General features: G+C 41.8%; 25 protein-coding genes. 22 read left to right on the forward strand and 3 right to left on the reverse strand.

The features are described 5' to 3' along the window. The first annotated feature begins 297 nt into the window (after positions 1-297). From BBI15_RS08090 to BBI15_RS08175, 19 genes are all read left to right on the forward strand, one after another. Positions 298-1545, forward strand: a complete 1248-nt coding sequence (locus BBI15_RS08090; RefSeq protein WP_237150924.1) for a DNA polymerase IV — start codon at positions 298-300, stop codon at positions 1543-1545. After that, complete coding sequence (rnz, locus tag BBI15_RS08095; protein ID WP_068869099.1) at positions 1545-2498, forward strand: ribonuclease Z; 954 nt, start codon at positions 1545-1547, stop codon at positions 2496-2498. Before BBI15_RS08090 ends, rnz begins: the two co-directional genes overlap by 1 nt. Before the next feature lie 98 nt (positions 2499-2596). Then, positions 2597-3304: a DNA alkylation repair protein gene (locus tag BBI15_RS08100; protein ID WP_068869100.1), complete on the forward strand. Its 708-nt coding sequence runs from the start codon at positions 2597-2599 to the stop codon at positions 3302-3304. A gap of 964 nt (positions 3305-4268) precedes the next feature. Beyond that, on the forward strand, positions 4269-4784 hold the full coding sequence (locus BBI15_RS08105; protein ID WP_084632793.1) for a DUF421 domain-containing protein: 516 nt from the start codon (positions 4269-4271) through the stop codon (positions 4782-4784). Between the two features lie 372 nt (positions 4785-5156). Beyond that, complete coding sequence (gene gdhA / locus BBI15_RS08110) at positions 5157-6512, forward strand: NADP-specific glutamate dehydrogenase (protein ID WP_405312879.1); 1356 nt, start codon at positions 5157-5159, stop codon at positions 6510-6512. Between the two features lie 343 nt (positions 6513-6855). Further along, positions 6856-8496, forward strand: a complete 1641-nt coding sequence (locus tag BBI15_RS08115) for a M4 family metallopeptidase (RefSeq protein WP_068869102.1) — start codon at positions 6856-6858, stop codon at positions 8494-8496. A 192-nt stretch (positions 8497-8688) separates the two neighbouring features. After that, a complete protein-coding gene (locus tag BBI15_RS08120) occupies positions 8689-9120 on the forward strand; it encodes a TetR-like C-terminal domain-containing protein (protein ID WP_068869103.1) in 432 nt (143 codons plus the stop codon). 281 nt (positions 9121-9401) lie between these two features. Then, on the forward strand, positions 9402-9842 hold the full coding sequence (locus tag BBI15_RS08125; protein ID WP_068869104.1) for a GNAT family N-acetyltransferase: 441 nt from the start codon (positions 9402-9404) through the stop codon (positions 9840-9842). 297 nt (positions 9843-10139) lie between these two features. Then, entirely contained in the window at positions 10140-10412 is a 273-nt protein-coding gene (locus BBI15_RS16735) for a GNAT family N-acetyltransferase (protein WP_250637412.1), read from the forward strand. Further along, a complete protein-coding gene (locus BBI15_RS16740) occupies positions 10394-10618 on the forward strand; it encodes a GNAT family N-acetyltransferase (protein WP_335645710.1) in 225 nt (74 codons plus the stop codon). Before BBI15_RS16735 ends, BBI15_RS16740 begins: the two co-directional genes overlap by 19 nt. A 107-nt stretch (positions 10619-10725) precedes the next feature. Then, entirely contained in the window at positions 10726-10980 is a 255-nt protein-coding gene (locus BBI15_RS08135) for a hypothetical protein (protein WP_068869105.1), read from the forward strand. A gap of 1688 nt (positions 10981-12668) precedes the next feature. Next, positions 12669-12917, forward strand: coding sequence for a hypothetical protein (locus BBI15_RS08145; protein WP_068869106.1), 249 nt, complete (start codon positions 12669-12671; stop codon positions 12915-12917). Positions 12918-13096: 179 nt separating this feature from the next. Further along, positions 13097-13348 (forward strand): hypothetical protein, encoded by a 252-nt coding sequence (locus BBI15_RS08150; RefSeq protein ID WP_068869107.1) that lies wholly within the window; start codon positions 13097-13099, stop codon positions 13346-13348. A gap of 190 nt (positions 13349-13538) precedes the next feature. After that, positions 13539-13676 (forward strand): hypothetical protein, encoded by a 138-nt coding sequence (locus tag BBI15_RS16425; RefSeq protein WP_157101637.1) that lies wholly within the window; start codon positions 13539-13541, stop codon positions 13674-13676. Between the two features lie 464 nt (positions 13677-14140). After that, entirely contained in the window at positions 14141-14431 is a 291-nt protein-coding gene (locus BBI15_RS08155; protein ID WP_068869108.1) for a hypothetical protein, read from the forward strand. Positions 14432-14754: 323 nt separating this feature from the next. Continuing rightward, a complete protein-coding gene (locus BBI15_RS08160; RefSeq protein ID WP_068869109.1) occupies positions 14755-15375 on the forward strand; it encodes a hypothetical protein in 621 nt (206 codons plus the stop codon). A gap of 283 nt (positions 15376-15658) precedes the next feature. Continuing rightward, positions 15659-16648 (forward strand): hypothetical protein, encoded by a 990-nt coding sequence (locus BBI15_RS08165; protein ID WP_068869110.1) that lies wholly within the window; start codon positions 15659-15661, stop codon positions 16646-16648. Positions 16649-16741: 93 nt separating this feature from the next. After that, on the forward strand, positions 16742-17332 hold the full coding sequence (locus BBI15_RS08170) for a MutS-related protein (RefSeq protein ID WP_068869111.1): 591 nt from the start codon (positions 16742-16744) through the stop codon (positions 17330-17332). 312 nt (positions 17333-17644) lie between these two features. Further along, positions 17645-18073, forward strand: a complete 429-nt coding sequence (locus tag BBI15_RS08175; RefSeq protein ID WP_257785652.1) for a DUF4064 domain-containing protein — start codon at positions 17645-17647, stop codon at positions 18071-18073. Positions 18074-18278: 205 nt separating this feature from the next. Here the strand turns inward: BBI15_RS08175 and BBI15_RS08180 are convergent, their stop codons facing one another. Both BBI15_RS08180 and BBI15_RS08185 read right to left on the reverse strand, forming a co-directional pair. After that, the gene (locus BBI15_RS08180; protein ID WP_068869113.1) at positions 18279-19007 is read right to left on the reverse strand and encodes a MerR family transcriptional regulator; all 729 of its coding nucleotides are present in this window, start codon (positions 19005-19007) and stop codon (positions 18279-18281) included. A 58-nt stretch (positions 19008-19065) separates the two neighbouring features. Beyond that, positions 19066-19926, reverse strand: coding sequence for an Hsp33 family molecular chaperone HslO (locus tag BBI15_RS08185; protein WP_068869114.1), 861 nt, complete (start codon positions 19924-19926; stop codon positions 19066-19068). 422 nt (positions 19927-20348) lie between these two features. Here BBI15_RS08185 and BBI15_RS08190 point away from each other — a divergent pair, with 422 nt between their 5' ends. Together BBI15_RS08190 and BBI15_RS08195 are read left to right on the forward strand one after the other, a co-directional pair. Continuing rightward, on the forward strand, positions 20349-21239 hold the full coding sequence (locus BBI15_RS08190; RefSeq protein WP_068869115.1) for a peptidase MA family metallohydrolase: 891 nt from the start codon (positions 20349-20351) through the stop codon (positions 21237-21239). Between the two features lie 459 nt (positions 21240-21698). Further along, on the forward strand, positions 21699-23021 hold the full coding sequence (locus BBI15_RS08195; protein WP_068869116.1) for a PQQ-dependent sugar dehydrogenase: 1323 nt from the start codon (positions 21699-21701) through the stop codon (positions 23019-23021). Between the two features lie 736 nt (positions 23022-23757). Here BBI15_RS08195 and BBI15_RS08200 read toward each other — a convergent pair. Further along, on the reverse strand, positions 23758-23898 hold the full coding sequence (locus BBI15_RS08200; protein WP_157101638.1) for a Rossmann-fold NAD(P)-binding domain-containing protein: 141 nt from the start codon (positions 23896-23898) through the stop codon (positions 23758-23760). 55 nt (positions 23899-23953) lie between these two features. Here BBI15_RS08200 and BBI15_RS08205 point away from each other — a divergent pair, with 55 nt between their 5' ends. Further along, the gene (locus BBI15_RS08205; protein ID WP_071349271.1) at positions 23954-24292 is read left to right on the forward strand and encodes a hypothetical protein; all 339 of its coding nucleotides are present in this window, start codon (positions 23954-23956) and stop codon (positions 24290-24292) included. Positions 24293-24299 lie beyond the last annotated feature (7 nt).

Consider the following 24299-nt stretch of genomic DNA (forward strand, 5'->3'; position numbering starts at 1 on the left):
TACTTCTTTGCACTCAATATCCAATGAAATCTAAAGCCGAACCGCGCATAAGGGCGAGCCGACGCAATAAGACAAGTGCTCTTCTTGGCTTATTGCCAATGGCCAGCCCAAAGCGGGAGGCGACTATTTAATAGATGAAACAAACAATAATCAGTACACCACGCTCACAAGTCTAACTAAGCTTATAACTAGCGAACATACAAGCAGTAACGGTGCTCCATGCTCCACATCAAAAGGTGAACAGGATGCCTGTTCGCCTATTTTTTGATACACTGAAAGAAAAAGGAAAGCGAAGCGATGGTTATGGCAGGGCGCGTGATTTTCCATATTGATATGAATAGTTTCTATGCATCCGTCGAACAGGCCCACAATCCGTCGCTCAAAGGAAAAGCGCTGGCGATTGCGGGGAACCCGAAAGAGCGCAAAGGCATCATCGTCACTTGCTCTTACGAAGCGAGGGCACATGGCATATACACGACGATGCAAGTGCACGAGGCGAAGAAAAAGTATCCGGGGCTCTTGCTGATGCCGCCAAACTTCGACCGCTACCGGGAAGCGTCGCGGCAAATGTTCGAGATCTTGCGCACTTATACAGATGCCGTAGAACCAGTGTCGATCGATGAAGCGTATATCGACGTGACGGAACTATCGGCTGACCGGCACCCAGTGGATATTGCCGAAGAACTGCAGCAGCGCATATTAAAAGAGCTGGACCTGCCGTGTTCCATCGGCATCGCGCCGAATAAATTCCTCGCCAAGACGGCATCTGATATGAAAAAACCGCTCGGCATCACCATCCTCAGGAAACGCGATATCCAGCGCATCCTATGGCCAAGGGAAGTCATTGAAATGCACGGTATCGGGGAAAGCACCGCGAAAAAGCTCAATGGCTTGAAACTATATACCATCGGTGATTTGGCGCAGGCACCGGAAGGCTTGATCAAGGAGAAAATGGGGAAAAACGGTGTTCGGCTGCAAGCGCGTGCCAGGGGCGAAGACAATCGCGAAGTCGATCCGGATTCGATTTACGACCGGAAAAGCGTCGGCACCTCCACGACCTTGCCATTCGATGAGACCGATTTGGAAAGTTTGAAGAAAATCTTCCGGACTCTAAGCGCCAAAGTCGCGTCAAGGCTGCATGCGAAAAACTTGGCAGGCCCAACCGTCAGCATCCAAACGCGCAGTGCGGACTGGAAAAACCGCACGCGCAGCGTCACCTTGAACAATACCGTCTGGAAAGAGCAAGACATCATGGTGCAGGCGTGGCAATTGTTCGAAACGCATTGGAACGGCGAACCGCTGCGGCTTGTCGGTGTGACCGTCTCAAACGTCGTCGACAAAGGCGACATGACCGAGCAATTATCGCTGTTCAATTTCGAGGAACATGCGAAAGATGAGCCGATCCTGGATTTGGTTGCCAGACTCGAAAGCCGTTTCGGCAAGGGGTCCGTCTCGAGAGGGATGCCGTATCATCAATCGAAGCACGACGCACAAACTAGCTTAAGCAAAGATTTTCTGAGTGACCACGAGAGGAAGAAACGTTAATGCAAGTATTATTTTTAGGAACAGGGGCAGGCATGCCGTCAAAACAACGAAATACATCGGCGCTAGCCTTGAAATTGCACGAAGAGCGGGGCGCTGTCTGGTTGTTCGACTGCGGGGAAGCGGTCCAGCACCAGATCCTTGAAACGACCATCAAGCCGCGCAAAATCGAGAAGATCTTCATAACCCATATGCACGGCGACCATATTTTCGGCTTGCCTGGGCTGTTGGGGTCGCGTTCATTCCAGGGGGGCGATGAGCCACTCGATTTGTATGGGCCGAAAGAGCTGAAGGAATACGTCGAGATGACCTTGCGCTTAAGCCGGACGCATTTGACTTACCCGATCCGTTTCCATGAAGTGAAAGAAGGCGTCATTTTTGAAGATGACACGATGACGGTCGAAGCGGGCCTCTTGGCGCACGTCATCCCGACTTACGGCTACCGTATCGAGCAGAAACCGCTATTGCCGAAACTCGATATGGACAAAGTGAAACAGCTTGGTGTCCCGAAAGGCCCGCTGCTGGCTAAATTGAAGTCAGGAAAAACCGTTGAGCTTGCGGATGGGCGAAAAGTGGAATCCAAAGAAGTGACCGAGCCAGCAGAACCTGGCTTTACGGTCGCCATCCTCGGCGATACGCAGTACTGCGCTAAATCGGAGGAATTATCGAAAGATGCCGATCTGGTCGTCCACGAAGCGACGTTTGATGGCGAAACGGAGAAACTCGCCAAAGAATACGGCCATTCCACCATTTTGGATGCCGCCACGGTCGCCAGCCGCGCCGGTGCCCGAAAGCTCATCGTCAATCATGTCAGTGCACGTTTTTTGCCGGATCACGAAAAACATCTGCTCAAGAACATGCGGCAAGTGCATGGCAATAGTGACATCGCCCATGACTTCGATGAATACGGCTGGAATAAAAAAGAGCGTTTGATGGAGAAGCTCATAGAACGATGACACAAGATGCCTCTCACGGGGCTTTCGATACTAGCGGATAAAAGCGGAAGGAAAGCGTAATTCATTTGCGGGAGAAAAGGTGAAAGGAAGTGTGGGGCATGGATTTCCATACAGTGATGCAAGAGCTCGAAGCCTTAGGGAAAGAACGGACAAAGAAAATGTATTTGTCGAGCGGGGCGAAAGAGCCACTTTTTGGTGTCGCGACAGGCGCGATGAAGCCGATGGCGAAACAAATTAAAACCGACCAGCCTTTAGCAGAAAAATTGTACGCGACGGGCAATTACGACGCCATGTATTTTGCCGGCATAATCGCCGATCCGAACGCCATGACAGAAGACGATTACGATCGCTGGATGGACGGGGCTTATTTCTATATGCTGTCGGATTATGTGGTGGCGGTCACCTTGTCTGAATCCGATATTGCGCAGCAAGTGGCCGATAATTGGATCGCTTCGGGCGATGAACTTCGCATGTCTGCAGGGTGGAGCTGCTATTGCTGGCTGCTCGGCAACCGCCCGGACAATGAATTTTCGGAAGACAAAATTTCCGCCATGCTTGAAGTGGTGAAAGACACCATCCACCAATCGCCCGAACGGACGAAAGCCTCGATGAATAATTTCCTCTACACTGTCGGCATTTCCTATAGGCCGTTAAGCGATAAAGCGGTCAACACGGCAAAAGCTGTCGGTAAAGTCGAGCTCAAACGGGAAAACAAGAAACCGACACAGCTCCATGCCTATGACAGCATTCAACAAAGCTTGGAAAAGGGAAGGCTTGGATTCAAGCGTAAATATGTCAGGTGTTAAATTCGGGAATATGGTTTCCAGGTAAATTAATGCGAGGGCATTTAAAGTATAATGGGCGACAATTAGACATTTAACAAAACGACAAAACGAAGTCAAATAAATCCGCCATTTCAGATCAATAAGTGAAAAAAGGCAAGAGGCAGAAATTCATATCAACCGTTCAGAAAACCCGAAATGGCTTTAATAAAGCTACTTCGGGTTTTCTTTGTAATCAGTTGCAGCGCATATTAATTTCGAATTGAATAACTGTTATTCCACATTTTTTTAGACGATTTTCAATTTTAAAAAGGCAGGCGGAGGTGCGGTGAACCGATGCGCCTTATTTATTCACCGATATTCAAACCACCCCCTTATGTCCGTTTTTTTATTTATTCACTTTTATTCAAAAGGGCGACGGGATATAGTGCTCCTGTTCCTGTCCAGTTAAACAGAGCGAGTTATGGCGTGCAGCTCTCCATTCAGCAAACAAGTAAAATCCAGGTTCCCGCAGAGTTTCTGATTGCAAATGACTTCGATCGAATTCGGATCGGGACCTCATTTTGCTTAGATCTGAATTCAGTGAATAAGTGAGTGGTTAATGTTTATTTGTGTAAATGAGTCATCATCAATTCATCACCATTTTTTATAAAGAGGGGCGCCATTGAATCGATTTTAGTAAATCTATTCATCTGGGTCGAGCTGGATTGATGCTTAAGTGAATAGTCAAAGACGCGGCTTTCAAATTGCCAAGTTATACGAAGCTTGTTATATTCTTGCATTTAATCGATGATTATTTCTGAGGCGACCGGCAAGCGTATGAGGGAGCTGGCTTCCATCATACGGCGATACATTTCGAGGAGGGAAGACGTGCCAAAAGCCAGCGAATCTACCGCATCTCTCATGGAATGCTGCCGTTTAATCAAGCAGCCGCAGGGTACATGTGAAGCATAGAAAAAATCTTCTTGAAAAGGAAGGCGGAGTTGAAATGCTAGATACGATTTTATTCGATGGATGGAAAAGCGTCCTGCGCATCGCTATCATGTCTTTGTTGGCATATCCTTTTTTGATCGTTCTTTTGAGGAATTTCGGAAAACGCAGTTTAACCAATATTAATATTTTCGACTTTATCATCACCGTGACATATGGGGCGACATTAGGCAGTGTTATCACCAGCGATAAAGTTTCCTTCGCTGACGGCGCAATGGTCTTATTCATGCTCAGCTTGATGCAATATATCGTTTCGAAACTATCGGTGAACTCCAAAAACTTCGCCCAATTGATCAAAGCCCACCCGTGTTTCATCTATCGCAACGGGGAATTCATTGAAGAAAACATGCAAAAATATCGCATCCGTAAAAACGACGTGCGCGGAAAAGTTCGCCAACAAGGCTTGAGTTCTTTCGAACAAGTGGAAGCGATTGTGCTCGAGGGCGATGGTTCAGTATCCATTATCAGAAAAGAGGAAGGCCTGTCACAGGATGCATTGGAAAATGTCAGGTGAAATCACAGTATTCCTCAAATAAATGAAGCAAGGGCTGTCCGTTCTAGGCAGCCCTTTTTGAAAGCAAGTATATGGGCATAATAAACGCCACTATTGCTGAAAATTATGATCCTTTTGCGGAAAATATCAAATATTTCCCCGGATGATGAAATAGCGAAGCTCTGCAGATGGTAACGCTTTCTTCGTCTGTTCTTTATGGCTGTCCCTATCTGAAATGATAAAAAAGGGGAAAAATGGATTTGTGCGCAAGTGAAACAGTTTGTATAATGAAGTTAAAATATTTAAAAAAATGCATTATTATACGTGCTTTTCATTTTGATGGATTGAAGAAAGGGTTGAAGAAAGTTGGTAAAGACACTAACGGATAAGGCTATTAAAAAGCAATCGTCATCTGAGTACATAAAAGCTATGCATAAAAAAGTCGAAGAACGGAACCCGGGGGAAGCGGAGTTTTTGCAGGCAACATGGGAAGTGTTCGATTCTCTGCAGCCTGTTTTTGAACAACACCCTGAGTATTTGGAACAAGGCATTTTGGAACGCATTTCCGAACCCGAACGGTTCATTTCTTTTCGCATAACCTGGGAAGACGATGAGGGCAGGGTCCATATCAACAGGGGCTACCGCGTGCAATTCAACAGCACACTGGGACCGTATAAAGGCGGACTGCGCTTCCATCCATCCTTGACGGCCAGCGTCGTCAAATTCCTGGGATTTGAACAGATCTTCAAAAACGCGTTGACTGGCTTGCCGATCGGCGGCGGTAAAGGGGGCTCCGATTTTGACCCGAAAGGCAAATCGGATCGGGAAATCATGCGCTTCTGTCAAAGTTTCATGACAGAGCTGACTCGCCATATCGGTCCGGACATCGATGTTCCGGCAGGGGATATCGGCGTCGGCAAACGAGAGATCGGTTATATGGTCGGCCAGTATAAACGCCTGCGCAACGCTTCTGAAGCTGGGGTCTTCACTGGCAAAAATCCGGATAATGGCGGAAGCCTGATCCGCAAGGAAGCGACGGGATACGGTACGGTGTACTTCGTGGAAGAAATGCTGAAAGACCAAGATCTTTCGTTCAATGGCAGCAAGGTCATCGTTTCGGGCTCTGGCAATGTCTCGATTTATGCAATGGAAAAAGCAACGGAATTCGGGGCGAAAGTGATTGCGTGCAGTGATTCGGAAGGTTATATTTACGATCCTGATGGTATCAATGTCGAGACGGTCAGGCAATTGAAGGAAGTGGAAAGAAAGCGGATCTATCATTACCTGGAAAGCCATCCGAACGCCCAATACGGCGCCAACCGAACGGATATCTGGAAAATACCATGTGATATCGCACTGCCTTGCGCTACCCAAAATGAGATAAATCGGGAAAGTGCGTTGGCGTTAGTCGAAAACCGCGTGAAAGCCATAGGGGAAGGCGCAAACATGCCGTGTACGGAGGAAGCTGTCCGCGTACTCATCAATAACCGTATCTTGTTCGCGCCGGCTAAGGCGGCCAATGCAGGGGGAGTTGCCGTTTCGGCAATGGAAATGTCCCAAAACAGCATGCGTTATTCGTGGACGGCTGAAGAAGTGGATGAAAAATTGCTCGGCGTCATGAAGAATATCTATAAGACCTGCAGTGAAACTGCCTCGCAATACGGATCACCGGGCAATTTGGTCGTCGGGGCGAATATCGCCGGATTTAAGAAAGTAGCTGACGCCATGATCAGTTATGGCTTGAATTGAGTGGACGGGTTGCCTGCCAGACCATCACAAAAGAGTTTGCCAGGAAAAAAAGAAGCAAGGTTTCAAATTAATAAGGTGTCCGAGAGCAAGAGGAAGCGCTGAGACATCCAGCGCTTCCTCTTATATGTTTTCTTAAAAAAATATATTCTATCCCCATCTATGTCTTTCATCCTGCTTGAAGCCATTTTTGAAAAAGCTGGAATTTATATTTGTGTAGAAGGGTAGAAGCTGTAAAAATATCCCTAGGTATTATTTTTCAAAATACAAAATAGTCTAATAACTTATTGATTGTCTAAATTTCCTTCGGTATACTAAATTTCATCAAAGTCGAGGAGGAAAAAATTTGAAGAAAAAATATATTGTCCCTGTCATTTTATCATCTGCTCTTGTCGCCAGTTCGTTCACCGCCTCTACCGCCCTGGCAAATAGCCAACAAGGCAATGGATCTCCTGATAAAAGCTGGAATGAAAACGCCAATGTCCCGGTCTTCGTCAAGGAGAAAATCGCCGAGAAGCGGGCTTCAAGCAATGCAGCCAATGCACTGGATTACCTAGCGGAAAATGAAGGCAAGACCGGCCTGAAAAATCCCAAGCAAAACTTACAGCAAAAAGAGGTCGAAAAGGATGCGCTTGGCATGACGCATGTCCGCTTTAACCAGGCTGTCAACGGCGTGCCGGTAGAAGGCGCGGAAGTGGTCGTCCATTATAATGCACAAGATGAACTGGTTTCGGTCAACGGTGGCCATTTCCCGGAAGCCGCCTCGAACAATATCGACACGACGCCAGATGTGAGCGTCATGAAGGCTGTCCAGACAGCGAAAGCCGCAGTCGAAGCCCCGGAAAAACTTGAGTACAATCCGGAATCGGAAGTGGTCGTCTATCCATTCGACGGTGAAAATCATTTAGCTTATAAAGTCAATGTCAATTTCCTTGGGGATAAGCCCGGCAACTGGTTTGTCTTTGTGGATGCGAAAAATGGCGAAGTGATCGACCAATACAACGCAATCATGCACGCCGAAGACATCCATCAATCCGTCGGTACGGGTGTCCTTGGCGAGCAGCGCAAGATCCACACAACGAAGAGCAAAGAAGCGCGTGGCGGCACGACATTCAGCTTATCCGACGAGTCCCATGAAGGCTTGGAGGGCATCTATACTTTCGATGCAAACGATGGCGAAATCATGACGAACCACAGCGCATCGTGGAAAGACGAATACTTACACGCCGGAGTGGATGCGCATTACAACTCTGAACAGGTCTATGAATATTTTCATGACGAACACGATCGCAATTCCCTCGATGATGAGGGCATGGCCATCATTTCCTATGTCCATTACGGCGACAGCTACAATAACGCGTTCTGGAATGGCCGTCACATGACTTACGGGGACGGGGACGGCTCGTTCATGGTGCCGTTATCTGCTGGACTTGATGTCGCTGCACACGAAATGACGCACGGAGTAATCTCCAACTCGGCAAATCTCCAGTACCGTTTTGAATCCGGTGCATTGAATGAATCCTTTGCAGATATTTTCGGGGCATTGGTGGATGCCGATGATTGGGAAGTTGGGGAAGACATCATGGGGCCTGACGCCAAAGCGGACGGCCGGGAATCGTTGCGCAGCTTGAGCGACCCAAGCAAATACCCTGTCAAGGCGGATTATATCCCGTATGGCAACGGGGAAGGCAATTACCCTTCGCATATGGACGAATTCTATGACTTGCCGAGAAACCTCGACAACGGCGGTGTGCATATCAATTCATCCATCACCAACCACGCCGCGTACTTGATCGGCGAAGAAATCGGCAAGGAAAAACTCGGCCAGATCTTCTACCGTGCATTGACGGTCTATCTGACGCCCACCTCCAACTTCAGCGAAGCCCGCAAGCTGATCGTCCAATCGGCGGCTGATATCTACGGGGAAGGCAGTGCAGAAGAACAAGCCACGGCGAACGGATTTGACGAAGTAGGCATTTACGAATAAGGATTTTAAAACCGCTGGCAAAAATGTCTAATTAAACACTTTTGCCAGCGGTTTTCATTAATCGAAATTAAAGAGGGAGATTAAAATAATTTGAACATATTCAAGGGAAATAAACACTTACTCTATCAAAACTTCTTTACACAGAATGACAATAATTTAATGGAATTCAATAAAGCGTGAAGTGATAACGAAATGACAAATCAAAAATATAAAAAGAAAAGCGGATCAAAAACTGGCTGGCTTACTAAGGAAATCATGAAAGACTTGTCTGATTCGTATATGGAACCCTATAGGCATGTGCAGAAACTGAAGTCCGATGAGTTGGATCCTTCAACCATCCGCATATTCCACCACGTCGAGAAATACCAAAGATTTTACCGCATCATTTTTTCGAAATATGTACCGATGGCGTATTATTACTTGTTGTTCGATCAAGTAAATCAATTATTGAATCAGGATATTGATCAAAAACATCAGTCGTACAATACGAATATGTTCAGTGCCTATCAAGCGAATGCCATATTGGGAATGATCATCGAATGGCATCGGCAGGACTTTCAACAAACCGCTGCTGAGATGAACGAGTTATTGGTAGAAATTCTGAACTCCCATGATCACCAATAAAAGTGCTAGGACGACAGCTGGGTAATGGATAGAAAAAGGGACGATCCTGTAACGCCAGGAACGTCCCTTTTTCATCGTAATGAGTGCAGTTGGAGCCAATGCACCGACTTTTGCTTATGGCCCTGAATCAACGCGCCCATCTTCTCGAGTTGTTCATATGCTTCCGCATAGACCTCACCCGTTGGCAAATTCCCTCATTGTATCTCCGCCAATTTCCAGCTAATGTATAGTATAAAGAACATTCTATTTTAACCAAATACTCCATAAAAGGGGAGATATGCTTGATCATCAGAAAAGCGAAGCAAAGTGAACTGGAACAGGTCATCTCCTTATCACCTCAGGCTATTTACGATGGGACGCTGGGTGAAGTGATGCCTTCCGGGGAGAAAGTCAAAAGCCTGGTGAATCCTTTGTTGGATAAAGGCGGCTTTTATTTTATCGCAGTTGAAAATGATGAAATCCTTGGTTGGGTTCTAGTAGGTACCACAAAAGACCAGTTTACTGAAAAGCCGAGCGGGTTTATTTACGAATTGTATCTCCGACAACAATATCGTGGCAAAGGATATTCAAAACGTTTGATGGATACGGCCATAGAGCATTTTCAAGCGGAAGGGCTTACAGAAATCCGGTTAAGTGCGAAAGTGGACAATCCAGCTGTACGTATGTATGAGATTATGGGATTTACAACGCGGACTGTTAGCATGAGCTTGAATATAGAATGAAAAAGAGCGCAGAAGAAATGCTGACCTTCTACACTCTTTCAATCCTACACTTCAATTTTAGATTAAGATCGGCTTACTTTTTTAATGAGAAATCGGATTACCATAAGCAATACCATAAAAAATATAAAGGTAAAAATTATATCTCCCCAGTTAAGAAATTCTAAAGACTCCATCATTATTCGCTCCTCAGTATGTGTATATCTGTATAACTATACTCATAAAACAAGAAATGGTTTCATTTTTTACAAACAAAATACATAAGTGTTCACTAAGCTCCTAATGAAAAGGGGGATCACCATGAAAATTGAAGGCCACTTAAAAGCCTTGCCGACATTCGAAACCGAACGTCTGCTACTAAGAAAAGTAATACGGCACGACCTGGATGATGTTTTCGAATTCTCATCCGATCCTGAAGTAGCGAACCGCATGACGTGGGAGAAGAACGATTCAAAAGAGGAAACCTTGTCCAATTTCCTGCATCCGACTATGGATGGATATAAAGATGGCCAGAGCGGTGTATGGGCGATTGTTTATAAAGAGAGCGAGAAGTCATCGGTACCTGCTCGTTAGTTGGGTGGTCAAATGAACATCAAAAAGCAGAAATAGGCTTTGTGTTGAACCGGAATTTTTGGGGAGCGGGAATCGCGACAGAAGCATTGCGGGAAGTTCTTGCTTACGGTTTTGACGTGCTTCAGTTTAACCGTATCGAAGGCGGCTGCGATATAGACAATATCGGTTCCGAAAAAGTCATGACAAAAGCCGGTATGGCCTTTTAAGGAGTATTAAGGAAGAATGAACGCATCAAAGGCGAATTCTGGGATACGAAAATCTTTTCGATTTTAAAAAGCGAATTTGATTCTATGAGCAGAGGAGGTGGACAATAGTGAACCCAGGAGCAATCTCGATATCAGCGTTTTTGATTTCTTTGGCTATTTATGCGGCTTGGTTCTTTAATGAAAATCTGTTCTCTAATTCAGCAATGATTGTAGCCGTCCTACTTCCGCTTATCGGTATCGTGGCAGCAGTCTTTGCCAAGAACGGATTTCTCAAAGCACTAGGCTTTACCGGAAATTCCTTCGTTCTTATTTTAGTTGTCATTATTCCATTTATCTCTACGTTGTTTTGGAATACACCTTAAACATACAGGATGGACGTTTGAAAGAAAAAACGCTTTACCAGAAATCTTTTCAGCGAACCTTCATAATATTTCAGTCACTATCCTCTTCGCACTACCAATAAAGTGTAAAATCCAAGGTTAAAAACACACAAAAAACGGTATACGATGGAATTCAAAGAAGCTGCTAAAAGGCTTCTTTTTTTTTTTTGTAATTAATCAAGGGTGTTCAAGGTTATTTGTGATTTAGAACTTGTGATTTCAGTAATGTGTTTTAATTAATTAAATGGTAAAATAAGTATATGTAAAAAATGGGGTATTAAGCGAAATGACATCCCGTGCTCTGCGACTGTATTGCAGAAAGTGAAATTTGGAAGGGGATCATGCCAATGAACAAGCAGAAAAAGAAGAACACAAACAAGAGTGATTTTTTTGAGGCAATCTTGTTTTGGATCCCAGAATTGCTATTTCTTCCCTTCAGGATCCTGTTTATGGCAGTAAGGGGAATCATTCGGTTAATTGGGGGCTTTTTTAATGTTGTTTAATTAGCCGGCTTACATGTTTCTGATAAGCTCGCTTGATATTGAGTAAAGTCGGGAAGTGATGAGATGGACCGGTTGTGGAAAGGATTGCATAAATGGATTTTCGAAAAATACGAGCAGTTTTCCAATGAGAATTGTTTCCGCCTCGGGCTGAAACAACCGCCATCTCCACACATTATTTAAGCAAAGCCAGTTGCCTGACCGCCATTGATGGCCAGAAGGATTTGATTTGGGAGAAGAAGTTTTTTCAAAAGAGCCAGATCGAGATAAAATGCTGTAGATGCATCATATAGAAACGGGGAATTTAATTTGGTATTGCTTGAAATAATGATCGTTTTCCTCGTTGTGAGCTGTTCTTTGGTTATACATGAATTGGGACATGCAATTGCAACAGTCACGGCGAGCAAAAATGCCAAAGCTGAAGTGTTTCTTGGTTCAGCCAGTAAAGCGAACAAGTTAAGGCTGTCTTTTGGAAGAATCACCTGTTATCTGACTATCGCCATCTCTGGCTATTGCGAGTATTCCATCCCGAAAGAGTACCCGGCGTTTACGTATAAACAAAAGATCTTCTTTTAGCTTGGCGGGCCAAGCGCATCATTGCTTTGTTTTGTGGCATTATTCATTGCCACTCATTTTACATCTGGAGTAGCGAGAAATATCATTATCAATAGCGCAGGAGTAAACCTTATTCTCATTATCATGTCATTGGTTTCGTGGACTTATCCCCGCTTTTTAGGTGGCGGTCCGAGTGATGGCTTACAGATCTTGAATTTAGTGAAAAGGAATAGAAAAGAGCGCGAATTTAGCACTTAATAAACTAGCCGATCATTAATTCTCAATGTAAAAATTTTATCATTCAGGAGTTCGAAGCGAACATATTTCCTAACTAGCTCTAACGATACTTCTATCATAAGCGGCTTGAAAACGTTCGTAATAGTGGCTGCAATCTGCTGGACGTTCGTAAAGTGTTTCTGCACATTTACGAACGTTATTTTTGTTCAATTTTTTGCTGTGTTCTGGCGTTCGTAAAGGTGTACTTTTACGAACGGTTTAAATTTTGGAGTAAAATAAAAAGGTCAGAATATTTTGGTATATTTTGGTATAATGTATTTGTGGCTATCTAAACAATGTGTATGAAGTTAACTTACACAGATAAATAGGGGGAATAAAATGAACAAGTTTGGTTTATTATCTCTACTGACGTTTGGTATAAGTGTCACTGCATTCTTTCTTATGAGGGGACCAGATGGAGATGTTTATTTGGGCATAATAGTATTTAGTGTCCTCTCAGTTATAGGTCTTTTATTTGCAGCATTATCCAAGCAATTGCTATGGACGATTTTAGGTATTGGTGTTAATTTGATTCCATTAATATTCGCGTTTCTACTGTTACTCGCAATGGGAATAAGTGAGCCTTAAAAAATTCAAATGGAACAAATCAAAAACTCCCTTTCGCAACTAAAAATCAAAGAATACCAAGGGCTCTGTACACCAGTATTAGTAGGTATTCGAATGTAACTTAAGTGCAGTTAAGTTACATTCGGTTCCCCTGAATTGTTGCAGGATATAAAGAGTTTTATTTAGAGGAGGAAAGTAAAATGGATTCAATAAGTGAGGAAACCCATCTTGAAAAGTTTATTGGACTCTTAAAAAATCTCTCTTTAATCATTGTAATTCCAGTGTTATTTCTTCTCGGTGCTGAATACGAAAACCTGAAGACTGTAATGGTGTTGGTGGTTGCAATTTTATTTTTAGTAGAGGGGTTTTTACTATTTTCTAAACAGAAAACAAATAGTTTGATTGATTTTGGTGTAGGTCTATTTCTTATCGCAATGATCATTTTTATTTAATACATTAAACGCTTAACCGAATGTAACTTAATGTAAATTAAGTTACATTCAGTTCCTTGATTTTAGCCTGTTACAAAATGCGAAAACATCGGTATTTACTTACCAATTTTTGGTGGTATTCTATTACTAGTCTTAAAACACTCTATCAATACATTTTATCTGGTCACAGTAAATTTAAGGAGCAAGCCTAGTGTCTCGAGAAACCATCAAATTGACTTTATCTATTCTAGTAATTGTCGTTGTTGTAGCCATTGGCATTTATCTTCAAATGACTGATGCGCCTGTCTATGGCATTCCACGTCTTTTAGAACAACTTATTGAAAAATAAAGCGTTACAACCGCCAGAAGCATTTCCCGAACTCGGTCGATCAGTTGATAGTGCTGAGTGATTGAGTTTTTTAGATTTTCGAATGTAACTTAATCCTAATTAAGTTACATTCAAAACCTTAATTTCATTGGCTCGACCCGACAACTAAGTGAAGTTGAGTTTTTTCTGAAAAATGATGCATTCAAAAGACTGTTCTGTAAGGCTCTAGAATTGGAATTGTGAAATACACAGTCTGCATATCAAAACTTGACGATAGAAGGAACTTTACTGAAGTTTCTTCTTTTTTGTTCGTAGAAGTACTTTTATGAACAGTTCCAAATAACTTTATTGCTGAGTTTGGGAATAAAAGTAAGGAGGAACATGTTAAAGTTAAATTGTCAAAGTATTATTTTTTATAATGATTTGTCTAAAAGAGAGAGGCTAGTATATCCAGATGAGAATAAAATGGGGAGAGGGCTGGTAAGATGTCATCAGTGATCATTTCAGGATATGTAATTGCATTTACAAGCGCATTTTTAGCTTTTCTGTTAAGTGTAAATAAACCGAAAAAGAAAAAGTATATGATATGGGGTATTGCTCTTATGATACCAATTTCACCAGCATTAGCTTTTGCGATTGGGAGACATTACGCAGTCATTGTAGAAAATGGTTGGGCTGCACTGATAATGTGGTATATTTTCCCCTTTGTATTTATAATCGGACTCATTATGTTACTTGTTGGTATTTATAAGAAAGAAGAAACAAAAATAGTGTAAGTGATCAAAGTAATACAAGCGATGAAGAAATTTACCATTAAGACTTCTAAAAAATAGTTTTGTTAAGTTATTTTGACAATTGATCAGTTTACATATCATGTGTTTTATCGGAAGTTGTATGAACACAAAATGGAGAAAAGCGGCCAATCAAAGCGTCTCTTTTCTCCAGTTTTTTCGTCAAGGTATATTTACGAGCAGATTTATTCTGACATAAAAAAAGATAAGAGATATTAGAAAATTTTGATATAATATTAAAAGGGAGAAATATCCCTGCTAATTTATGTAAGTTAGGCTTAGGAAACAATACGGAGGAGGACATTCAGATGATGGAAGAAAAGCGCATGCCGCCTGAAGCAGCCATATTTGGAACAGCAAACGGCGTATTTTTCATGGCGATATTCGGCACATTATGGGCATACACTGGCATTATGGGTTTGCAATGGCCGGGAGGAACGCAAACAGCATTGCTTATCATTGCACTATTAATCGGAATCGCTTTGTGCACAACGGGCTTTCTGCTGCTGCGATCGGGAAGGAAGTTTTCTGGCACCAGCGCTGGTTCAAAGTCCGGAAAAAAACAGCGCAATGCATTTAATCTTATTTTCGCTGCTGAAGGGATTGCCATCGCAATTGCCATCTTTGTTTGTAACGCGACACAAATTACGCAACTCATTCCAATTATCGTGGCGTTGATTGTTGGTGTGCACTTTTTCCCATTGGCTTCACTTTTCGGCGTTCGTGTTTATCATCTGACGGGGGGACTGATTTGTGCAATCGCTCTCGTCGCCTGGATTTTTATTCCGGAGAGAATTTCGATTGGCGGATATGAAGCAAATGCATACATGACGGTAGTTGGCCTGGGGTCTGCACTGGTCCTATGGCTCACGTCTTTGCAGATTGTCCGTATCGGCAGGGGAATTGTTCAGAATGCAGAAGCACGTTAATTCGAACAAAATTGGAGTTAAGAGATGGAGCCCGAAAAGCTTCTTCTCTATATTGATAAGCTCTTTTCTATGTATGAATTGTACTAAATCCAGTTACATATAATTGCTTATCTGAAGGAAAGAAGTGATGGAATAAGCTTCTTTCCTTTCGTTCGTGTAAGTGTACTTTTACGAACGGTTTTTAATCTTGCTTATATGATGTTTATAAGATGTAAGTTTTTTCCACCCTCAATGAAACTTTCTTAAAACGGTTCCGTATAAGATAAGAGGAAGAGGTGCTGACGTGGAAAATCCATTTATATTAATTGCTGTATTCGTCGCCTGTCTGATTACATATCAACTTTTAACAAGAAATCGACGGAAACTGAAGAAGATTCGACAAGAGTGGGAAACTGGGACATACATAGCGTTACATGAAGATATTCAATCTGTATCTTCATACTGGAGAAACAAAAAAGAGTGTGCAGAATTTTATGCTGGCATCGATCAGATTACTTGGGACGACTTAGCGATGGACCAGGTGTTTAAAAAGATGAATTACACCAAAACCAGTGTCGGCTCAGAATACTTATTCAATCAATTGCGGGACATAGATCCGAAACTTGAGGGGCTTCAGTCCAAAGAAGAACTTTATACACTCGTTGCACAGGATGATAAGTTGAGAGAACAAGTTCTCCTCATTTTGTCCAGTCTTGGAAAACGCAATTATGCCGATAGTTCTTCCTATTTTTATCATTTCAACGATCATAAGATTAATTTTGCATACGTGTATGTCCTTCTCGCCTGTATACCGATCATCTCGGTTTTTCTCATGTTCTTTAGTTTAAAGGTCGGTATCATCAGTTTGATTATTTCATTATTGATAAACGCCTTGATTTATTATCGCAATAAAAAGACGTTGGAAAATAATCTGCATTCCATTACATACGTAGCTGCCATTGTAAACACAGGGAAAAGTTTGGCTTCCGTTCGACATCCGCAATTCTCTATCTATAGAGACTTAATGAAAAAGGAAGGAAAAGGGCTGAAAAGAGTTTCCTTCTTCGGTAAGGTCTTGTCTATTGGTACGTATACAGGCGGAGACTTTGACATTCTTTTAGAATATTTCCGAATCGTGTTCTTGCTCGACTTCATTTCTTATAATCAAATTGTGAAAGCGATTGTCACGCATCAGAACGCTTATCAACAGTTGTGGGAAGCGATTGGCGAGCTGGATGCCGCGATTGCGATTGCCTTTTACCGGAAATCACTCTCCTCTTATGTATTGCCCTAGTTTATCGACAAGGAAAAGCTTTCATTTGAAGACTTGGCTCATCCACTTCTGAATGATCCGGTAACCAACTCTTCTACATTAGGCAAGACTGTATTGATTACCGGATCGAATGCTTCTGGAAAATCAACGTATATCAAAGCGGTTGCCATCAACGCCATATTGGCGCAAACGATTCATACAGTCTTGGCTAAAACGTGGACAATGAAACCTAGTTATATCGTGACTTCGATGGCGATTCAAGACAACGTACTGGATGGGGATAGTTATTTTATTGCAGAAATCAAGTCGTTGAAACGAATTATCCAGCTGAGCAAGGAAAAGAAACCTCTTATTTCTTTCGTGGATGAAATTTTAAAAGGCACCAATACGATTGAACGGATTTCTGCATCGGCAGCCATTATGGAATGGTTGTCTGCCAACAAAGGGATGAACATTATTGCTTCCCACGATATTGAACTGACAGAAATTGCAGAAGGAGTGTATACCAATTACCATTTCCGGGAATCAATTAAGGATGGGGAAGTGCTGTTCGATTATAAGATCCATGAAGGACCATCTGTAACCCGAAATGCCATTAAGCTATTGGAAATTCTAGATTATCCCGAAAGTGTAACAAACCAAGCGAATCAACTGGCACAGCATTTCACCGATATACGTGAATGGAAAGAGTTAAACGCAGTCTAAATATTGTCGATTTAAGATGGTTATTCTAAAGGACGATTCGAAAAATTAGTTTACATATCAGTGCGTATCGGAAGGAACTCATTAATGAGTTTCTTCTTTTCTTGTGTTCGCGAATTTGTCTTTTACGAACGGTTTCCAAAAGTATAACAATGAGAATATCTTTATTTTTTATATACGCCTTAGGTCTTAGATAGATTCAATTCCTCAGGCTGATTGAAGGGGTGTTAAATTTTGGTTACAATAGAATAAATTACAACATTCAAAATCGGAGGAATACATATCGAAACGAATAAAAAACGTTCACCCTTTAAACTGGTATCTATAGCATTTTTGCTCTTGGTTATTCTATTTATAAGTACTGGTTTATTGGCAAACTCTCTTGATACAAATCAATCGATTCAAAATGTCCTTATTGAGATATTCGAGAATGATCCGAAGGCTCAACGAGAAATGAACCCTGAAGAAATTACCGCTATCTCTGAACAATATACAAATGATATTTTGAGTTTTGTGCAGAATGCTTTAAAATATCCCTTTTACTTGCTGGGAATAGCAGCCTTATTGAGTTTGGTTGCGCTCTTCACAATAAAACTCAATAAATATGTATCAGCGCTATTACTCTTGTTTGCTGGATTGTTATCAATTTTTACATTGCTTCCACCGATACTGTTGTTCTTTGCTTCAAACAACTTATTCAAAACCTCATCACAGAACCAAAATGCTGTCCGTAAATTAATGTGACATAAGTGTACTAAAGTGAAAGGTTTTTAAATTAACTCAAATTCTGTTTTGTAATTCTTTATCAAAGATATTAAAGAAATCATTAGCTTATTTACTTTCAATTAGTTTACATATCATTACGTTATCGGCAGTTCTCTAAAAACAAATACAAGAGAGGAAGAGGGATGGCCTACTTATCAGCTTTTCCTCTTCCTTTCTTATAAAGTCATGTATGATTCACTGCTTGATTGATAAATTGGTATAGCTCGCTATCTATTTCATATTGGAGTTCGTTCCCTGGGTTTTCGGCGTGGAAATGTTCGGCTTGCTTGCGGAAAGTCCTATCGTCTTCGGAAAAGGCATTCACGATGTCATTCCATTTTTTCGCTAAATCCTGTACTTTTTCATCGGAAGGAGAAGCACCTTTTTCTTTTTCCAAACGAATTTCCTTGATAAGACCGTTAAATTCTTGCTCTGCCTGCTTTAAAAGTTGTTTGTCGGCATTTTCATATCTGCTTTCCATGGTAGCCAATTGCTGCTTCGAAAAGTATTTTTCCTTATTCATTTTCAGCGCCTCCATTAATTTAGTAAGTTCTGAAATCGACATGGTCCGATTGCTGCGTGCAGCCCATAACGCATTTTCCAACTCGGCTACTAGTTTTTGCTGAACCTCTATCTCTTTTTTGACGCGAGAAATTTGGATTTGCAAAATCTCCGCAACGGTTTGTTCCTCCGGATTAGACAACAGAAGTTGTATTTCTTCTAATGACATTCCCATCTGCTTTAGGGACAAAATGGGCTGAAGACGTACCAAATCTGCTTGCGTGTAAAGCCGATGCCCTGACTCCGTATACTGAGAAGGTGAAAATAAACAGATTTGATCGTAATAGCGTAATGTTCGAATCGTTAAACCCGTCAATTCTGCCACTTCTCCGACTTTCCAATGTTCCTTCATCTGCTTGGCCTCCATTTAACACTATTTTATTCACCAACTAAAAACGAGAAATTTGAAGTTAGAAGAGTTGCTGCATCTCCTTTTGCTTAAACGTGTAGGTTTTCCCGCAAATATGGCAAAAAGCTTCAATATCTTCCTTTCGTTCAATGCTCCGTTTGATTTCCTCTTCACTCAATGAATAAAGCATGCCATAGAACATTTCTTTACTGCACCCGCAGAAAAATTGACTGGAGCTATGGCCGATGATTTTTGCATCTCCAAACAACTGGGTTAACGCTTCTTCGCTGTCACTCGCTTTTTCAGCGTTTAGTTTACTGAAAATATCCGGATTGGCTTTCACAATCATTTTCACTTCTGAAAGCAGGTGTGGTGGTGCACCGGGAAGCAGTTGTGCATATAGTGCATGGCTGGAAAGAAGGGAAGCTCCATTATCCAACTGAATGTCGGAATAAAGATAGGTCGGCGTCTGATCACTCTGCACAAAATAGTTGGCGATATCATCCGTGATATGTTGATTTGGCATATCGGTAATGCTGGTGAATTGATTCATCTCAGAACCCTTTATGACACGGATCATCCCAGAAGGTCCAATCAAATCTTGCATCGACTTTTCTTCTATATTAGAAGTTCTCAAAAGTTCCTCGTTCAAGTATCCTCTGACATTTCCATTCGCTTCGGCTTCCGCAAAAATCTTATGGTGAGGGTTACTCAACGTTACCTGGATGCTCATTCGCTGGTTTCCTTTGAGCGTACCAGAGAGTATGCTCATCGCTGATACCGTTTTGCCTAACAGCAGTTTAAGCGGTTTAGGAAGTTCCTGGTTTAAGGCATAGATATCGCGAAGCAGCTGGGTATTATCAATAAAATATAAACGAATCTGTTCTTCATTAATTAATGCCTTCACAATAGCATTTTGCACAACGATTCCCCCTTTGCAAAAGTAAGCTAGTTTTACTATAAAACATTACCCTACGTAAGGTTCAAGGGGAAAATGAAATTTTCACGATAATTATTTTTAGTTAACATATGACCCCTTATCGGAAGTCTATAATAGCGAAAAGAGAAGGTACTGGTCCCGAGTATCTTCTCTTTTTCGTTTGTGTAAGTGTAATTTCACGAACACTTCTATGATTATCGATAAGAAAGATTTACTTCGTTAAATATTAAAAGTTATCAATGATTACTTAATCATGGCGCTTTAATTTTCTTGAAATATCTAGAAATAAAAAAATGTGAGTAGGAAGAACTTTATTTAGGAAAACCCATTTATTTACTTTAATGTATACTATAATTAAATTGATAGAAGTACATTTAAACTAATTCCATTCGAAGGAGTAGCCTGTGAAAAAAATTAAAATTGTATTTCTTAGTTTAACAATATTTGTTTTCTTTTCTTTCATTCTAGTTTTAGGTGGGAGCTTTTTTCTTTACAAAGTCATAGCAGAAGAACAACCAGATATAAACCTTACATACATCGAAGCAATGGCAGCGATAGTAACTCGAAGTCCTGAAGGAAAACTAAAAAACCAGATCAAAGATTCTTACTTACAAGAAGATTATAAACACGTTTCAATTTATCATGAAAAGGATTTCTCTGAACTTCTGCCAATAACAAAAGAAACGTTAGACTTAGCTTTCGTGAAAACCGAAGCATTGTTCGGCAAAACATATCAAGAACCGATTGACTTTCTTGTATTCCAAGATAGCGAAGAGATGTCGAAGTTGTCTGGGGTAGAAGGTGGTGCTGGATTTTATTCAGCAGAGGATAAGCTGTTAGCCATACATTATCTTGATAAGGACCTTATATTAAAAAGAGAGAATTACCCTTTATACATGTTTCAGGGAGTCATTCTTCACGAATATACTCACTACGCTTTTGCTCAAAAGGCCAAAGATTTAAATATTTACCCGCTTTGGTTTCAAGAAGGTGTTGCTGAATATATTGAAGCCGAAGATCAAGGAGCACCTTTGCCTGAATCTGAAAGTATTCCTTTTGCTCACTTAACAACCTATGAACAATGGGCTGAAGCGAGGTACATAGAGTCAACCAACAATTATGCACAGAGTTATTATGCAATTGAATTCTTAATAGAGGAATACGGGGAAGAGATTATCAACAAAATAATGAATTCGGCAAATAAAACGAAAGACTTCGAGAAAAGTTTTAAAGAAATAACGGGGTTAACAATTAATGAATTAGATAAAGTGTACTTAAAATTTTATAGAGAATGAAGCAAATTAAATATTTTGAGGGATTTCTAATCTGTTTGGTTTACATATTGCCCGATTATCGGAAGCTATAAAATAGAAAGGAGAGAAGGAGAGTATAAGCCGAATCTTCTCTCCTTTTGCTATTGTTTCCTAAAAAGTACGTTCACCTAATGGAAACATCCACCTCTGTATTGACTGCCAGTTTGTCCTGAATAAGCAACGATCTTGAACTCATTATCGTAACCTTTGAAGCAACAAATATAGGGAACAACGATTGTAGATGTGATTTCTTTATTATAAACTTTTTCCTTTAATCACAAAAAAGTTGAATTATATTTCATTTCCAAATGCTTATGATGACATTATTTTCATAGAAGTTTCATACGTTACTTAATATATGGAAGTCTTAACCAAGTTTTAATATTGGGTTTTAGGGAATGGGATATATCGTGACAAATAGAGAAAAGGGGAGGAACACTAATGACGAAAAGTTCGTGGTCGAGATTAATGTCCCTCACAGTATTAAGTTCTGTGTTGGCTTTGGCAGCATGTGGCAATGAAGATGCTACCGAAGAAGAGTCAGCGAATGACTCGGATGCTACAACAGAAGAAAGTACAGTTGAGGGTGCTACAACTGAGGAAAGTGCAGACGAGGGCGCAAATGAAAGTGCAGAAACTGAACCGAAAGTGACTGAGTTTGAACCGGCATTTCCGGAACAAACGAGAGCACCGGCAGTAGAAACTGAAACGGAACTGGATACGGAAGTGGTCGTTGAAGGTCTTGGCGTGTCTTGGGGCATGACCGAGTTTGAACCGAACCGCTTACTCGTGACACAGCGGGATGCAGCAGAGCTACTCATCGTAAACCTTGAAGATGGTTCTGTGTCAGATCCAATCGAAGGAACGCCGGAAGTGAATAACGAGGACCAAGGCGGCTTGCTGGATGTCACGGTCGCTCCGGATTTTGAGGAATCGCGAATGGTCTTTCTGACGTTTTCTCAGGATATTGAAGGCGGCACGGTAACGTCTGTCGGTAAAGGAATGTTATCAGAAGATGAAACTTCCCTCGAAGACTTTGAAGTGATCTTCCAGGCAACTCCTGCATATGAAGGCACTTTGCACTATGGCGGGCGGATTATCTTTGATGATGAGGATAACCTGTTCCTAACGACGGGTGAACGTTCAGATGTCGAAAGTCGCGATCGCGCACAAGAATTGGATGCTTACTTGGGTAAAGTCATCCACATCACACAAGATGGAGAACCAGTAGAGTCGAACCCGTTTGTAGAAGATGAAGACGCACTCGATGGAATCTTCAGCTACGGTCACCGCAATATCCAAGGTATCGATTATAACCCTGCAACAGGCGATTTATGGATTGTCGAGTTCGGCCCGCAAGCTGGGGACGAATTGAATATCATTGAACCAGGCAATAACTATGGCTGGCCCGTTGTTTCTTATGGTCTCGAATACTCTGGTGAATTGGTCAATGATGGTATTTCAGAACACGAAGAACAAGGATTTGTTGAACCAAGATATTATTGGGATCCAACAAGTGCACCGAGTGGGATGGCATTTTATGACAATGACGCCATTCCGGAGTGGGAAAACAACTTGTTCATTGGTGGTTTAGCACCGAATTATATTGTACGTGTCGTTATTGAAGATGACATCGTTGTTGGAGAAGAACGATTGTTAACGGATGAAGTCCAACGTTTCCGTGACATTCTTGTCACAGAAGATGGCGCGCTTATCGCATCTACAGATGGTGGCTTGATTTATAAGATTACTGCAGCAGAATAATTAATGATACTCTTAAAACGCCCGGTCTAATGTCTATGTTGTTAACTCAGGGCATTCGATAATAGTAGGGAAGCAGGCATTCGTGGAAATCCACGAATGCCTGTTTTTTTTATCACTTTATTTATGGTGTGATTGTTCAAATAACAGTTATGAGATTGTCGCCATGCAATTGCACTTTTGCCTAATGGTTCTATTTATGCTTAGTCTATTTCCGGAAAGAGTGCTCTTGTATGAAATTATCTATTCAATAATAAAATCAGACATTTGGATGAAACCGCCGCTCCCGAATTTACCGTATAGTATTAAGTAACCGTCGAATTGGATGTACTATCGACTTTTCCTGCTATGGCCGCTGTTCCTAAGGTTTTATCGTTCCAATTACTTGATAGTTTATGTTGTCTTGCACGGCATTTATAACGCCAAATGAGATTTCTTCATGGGTCAACCAGCGCGACACGCCATTCTCGATTTTGAAGCCGAGCTGTACTTGGTGATAGCTCATGTGGCTGGGGGGAGTCGAAGTTTGCTTGGGCGTGACGTAATTTAGGACAGCTTCCAGTTACACGGGATAGTTTGCAAGGGTCGGAAGCAGGGAGGAGATCGGCTAAGCAAGGGGTTACATCATTTTCATACGCATAGATCCAGGCAACGATCAAGTGAATCGGGCCTTGGTGCTGAATCTTAATAAGTTCAGCAGCGAATGCTTTCGTATTTGTATAGTCGACGAAAACTGGCGTTAAGTGATTGGGGGTTGTACCAAGAGCTGCTGCGTTTTCTGCCGGCTACGCCCAATGACAGAAACGCGGTAGCCATTTCTCGATAACCATAGCATCGTTTGGTCGAGCATGCCGGCGCCAGTGACAAGTGCATGTTTCAACCGAATCACTCCTAATTCAAATGGGGTAATTAGAAAGATAGAAAGGATGGAATGGATGGCCATGATCGTAAAAACTTCTAATTGTTTATTATTATCGACTGACCAAAAAAAGTCGGAAAGCCTGTGGCGCGACAATCCGTGTTTTAAATTCATGTTTTCCTTGAAAGGTTCGATGCATTATCAAAGCAACCGCAATGACTTGACCATAGCGGAGCAAGAATTTATCGTGTTCAATCCGCATGATGGGCATCGGCAGCTTGCAGTTGATGACCATAAGTTTTTGGTCGAACTGGATGCTGTGTTTCTTAAAGAGGCAGCAAGGGCTATTACAGGAAACGATAGGGAACTTTATTTTGCACAAACGTCTCAGAAAAATCCTCTCATCGAGCAATGAGTTCATT

Source organism: Planococcus plakortidis, assembly GCF_001687605.2.
Classification (GTDB): domain Bacteria; phylum Bacillota; class Bacilli; order Bacillales_A; family Planococcaceae; genus Planococcus; species Planococcus plakortidis.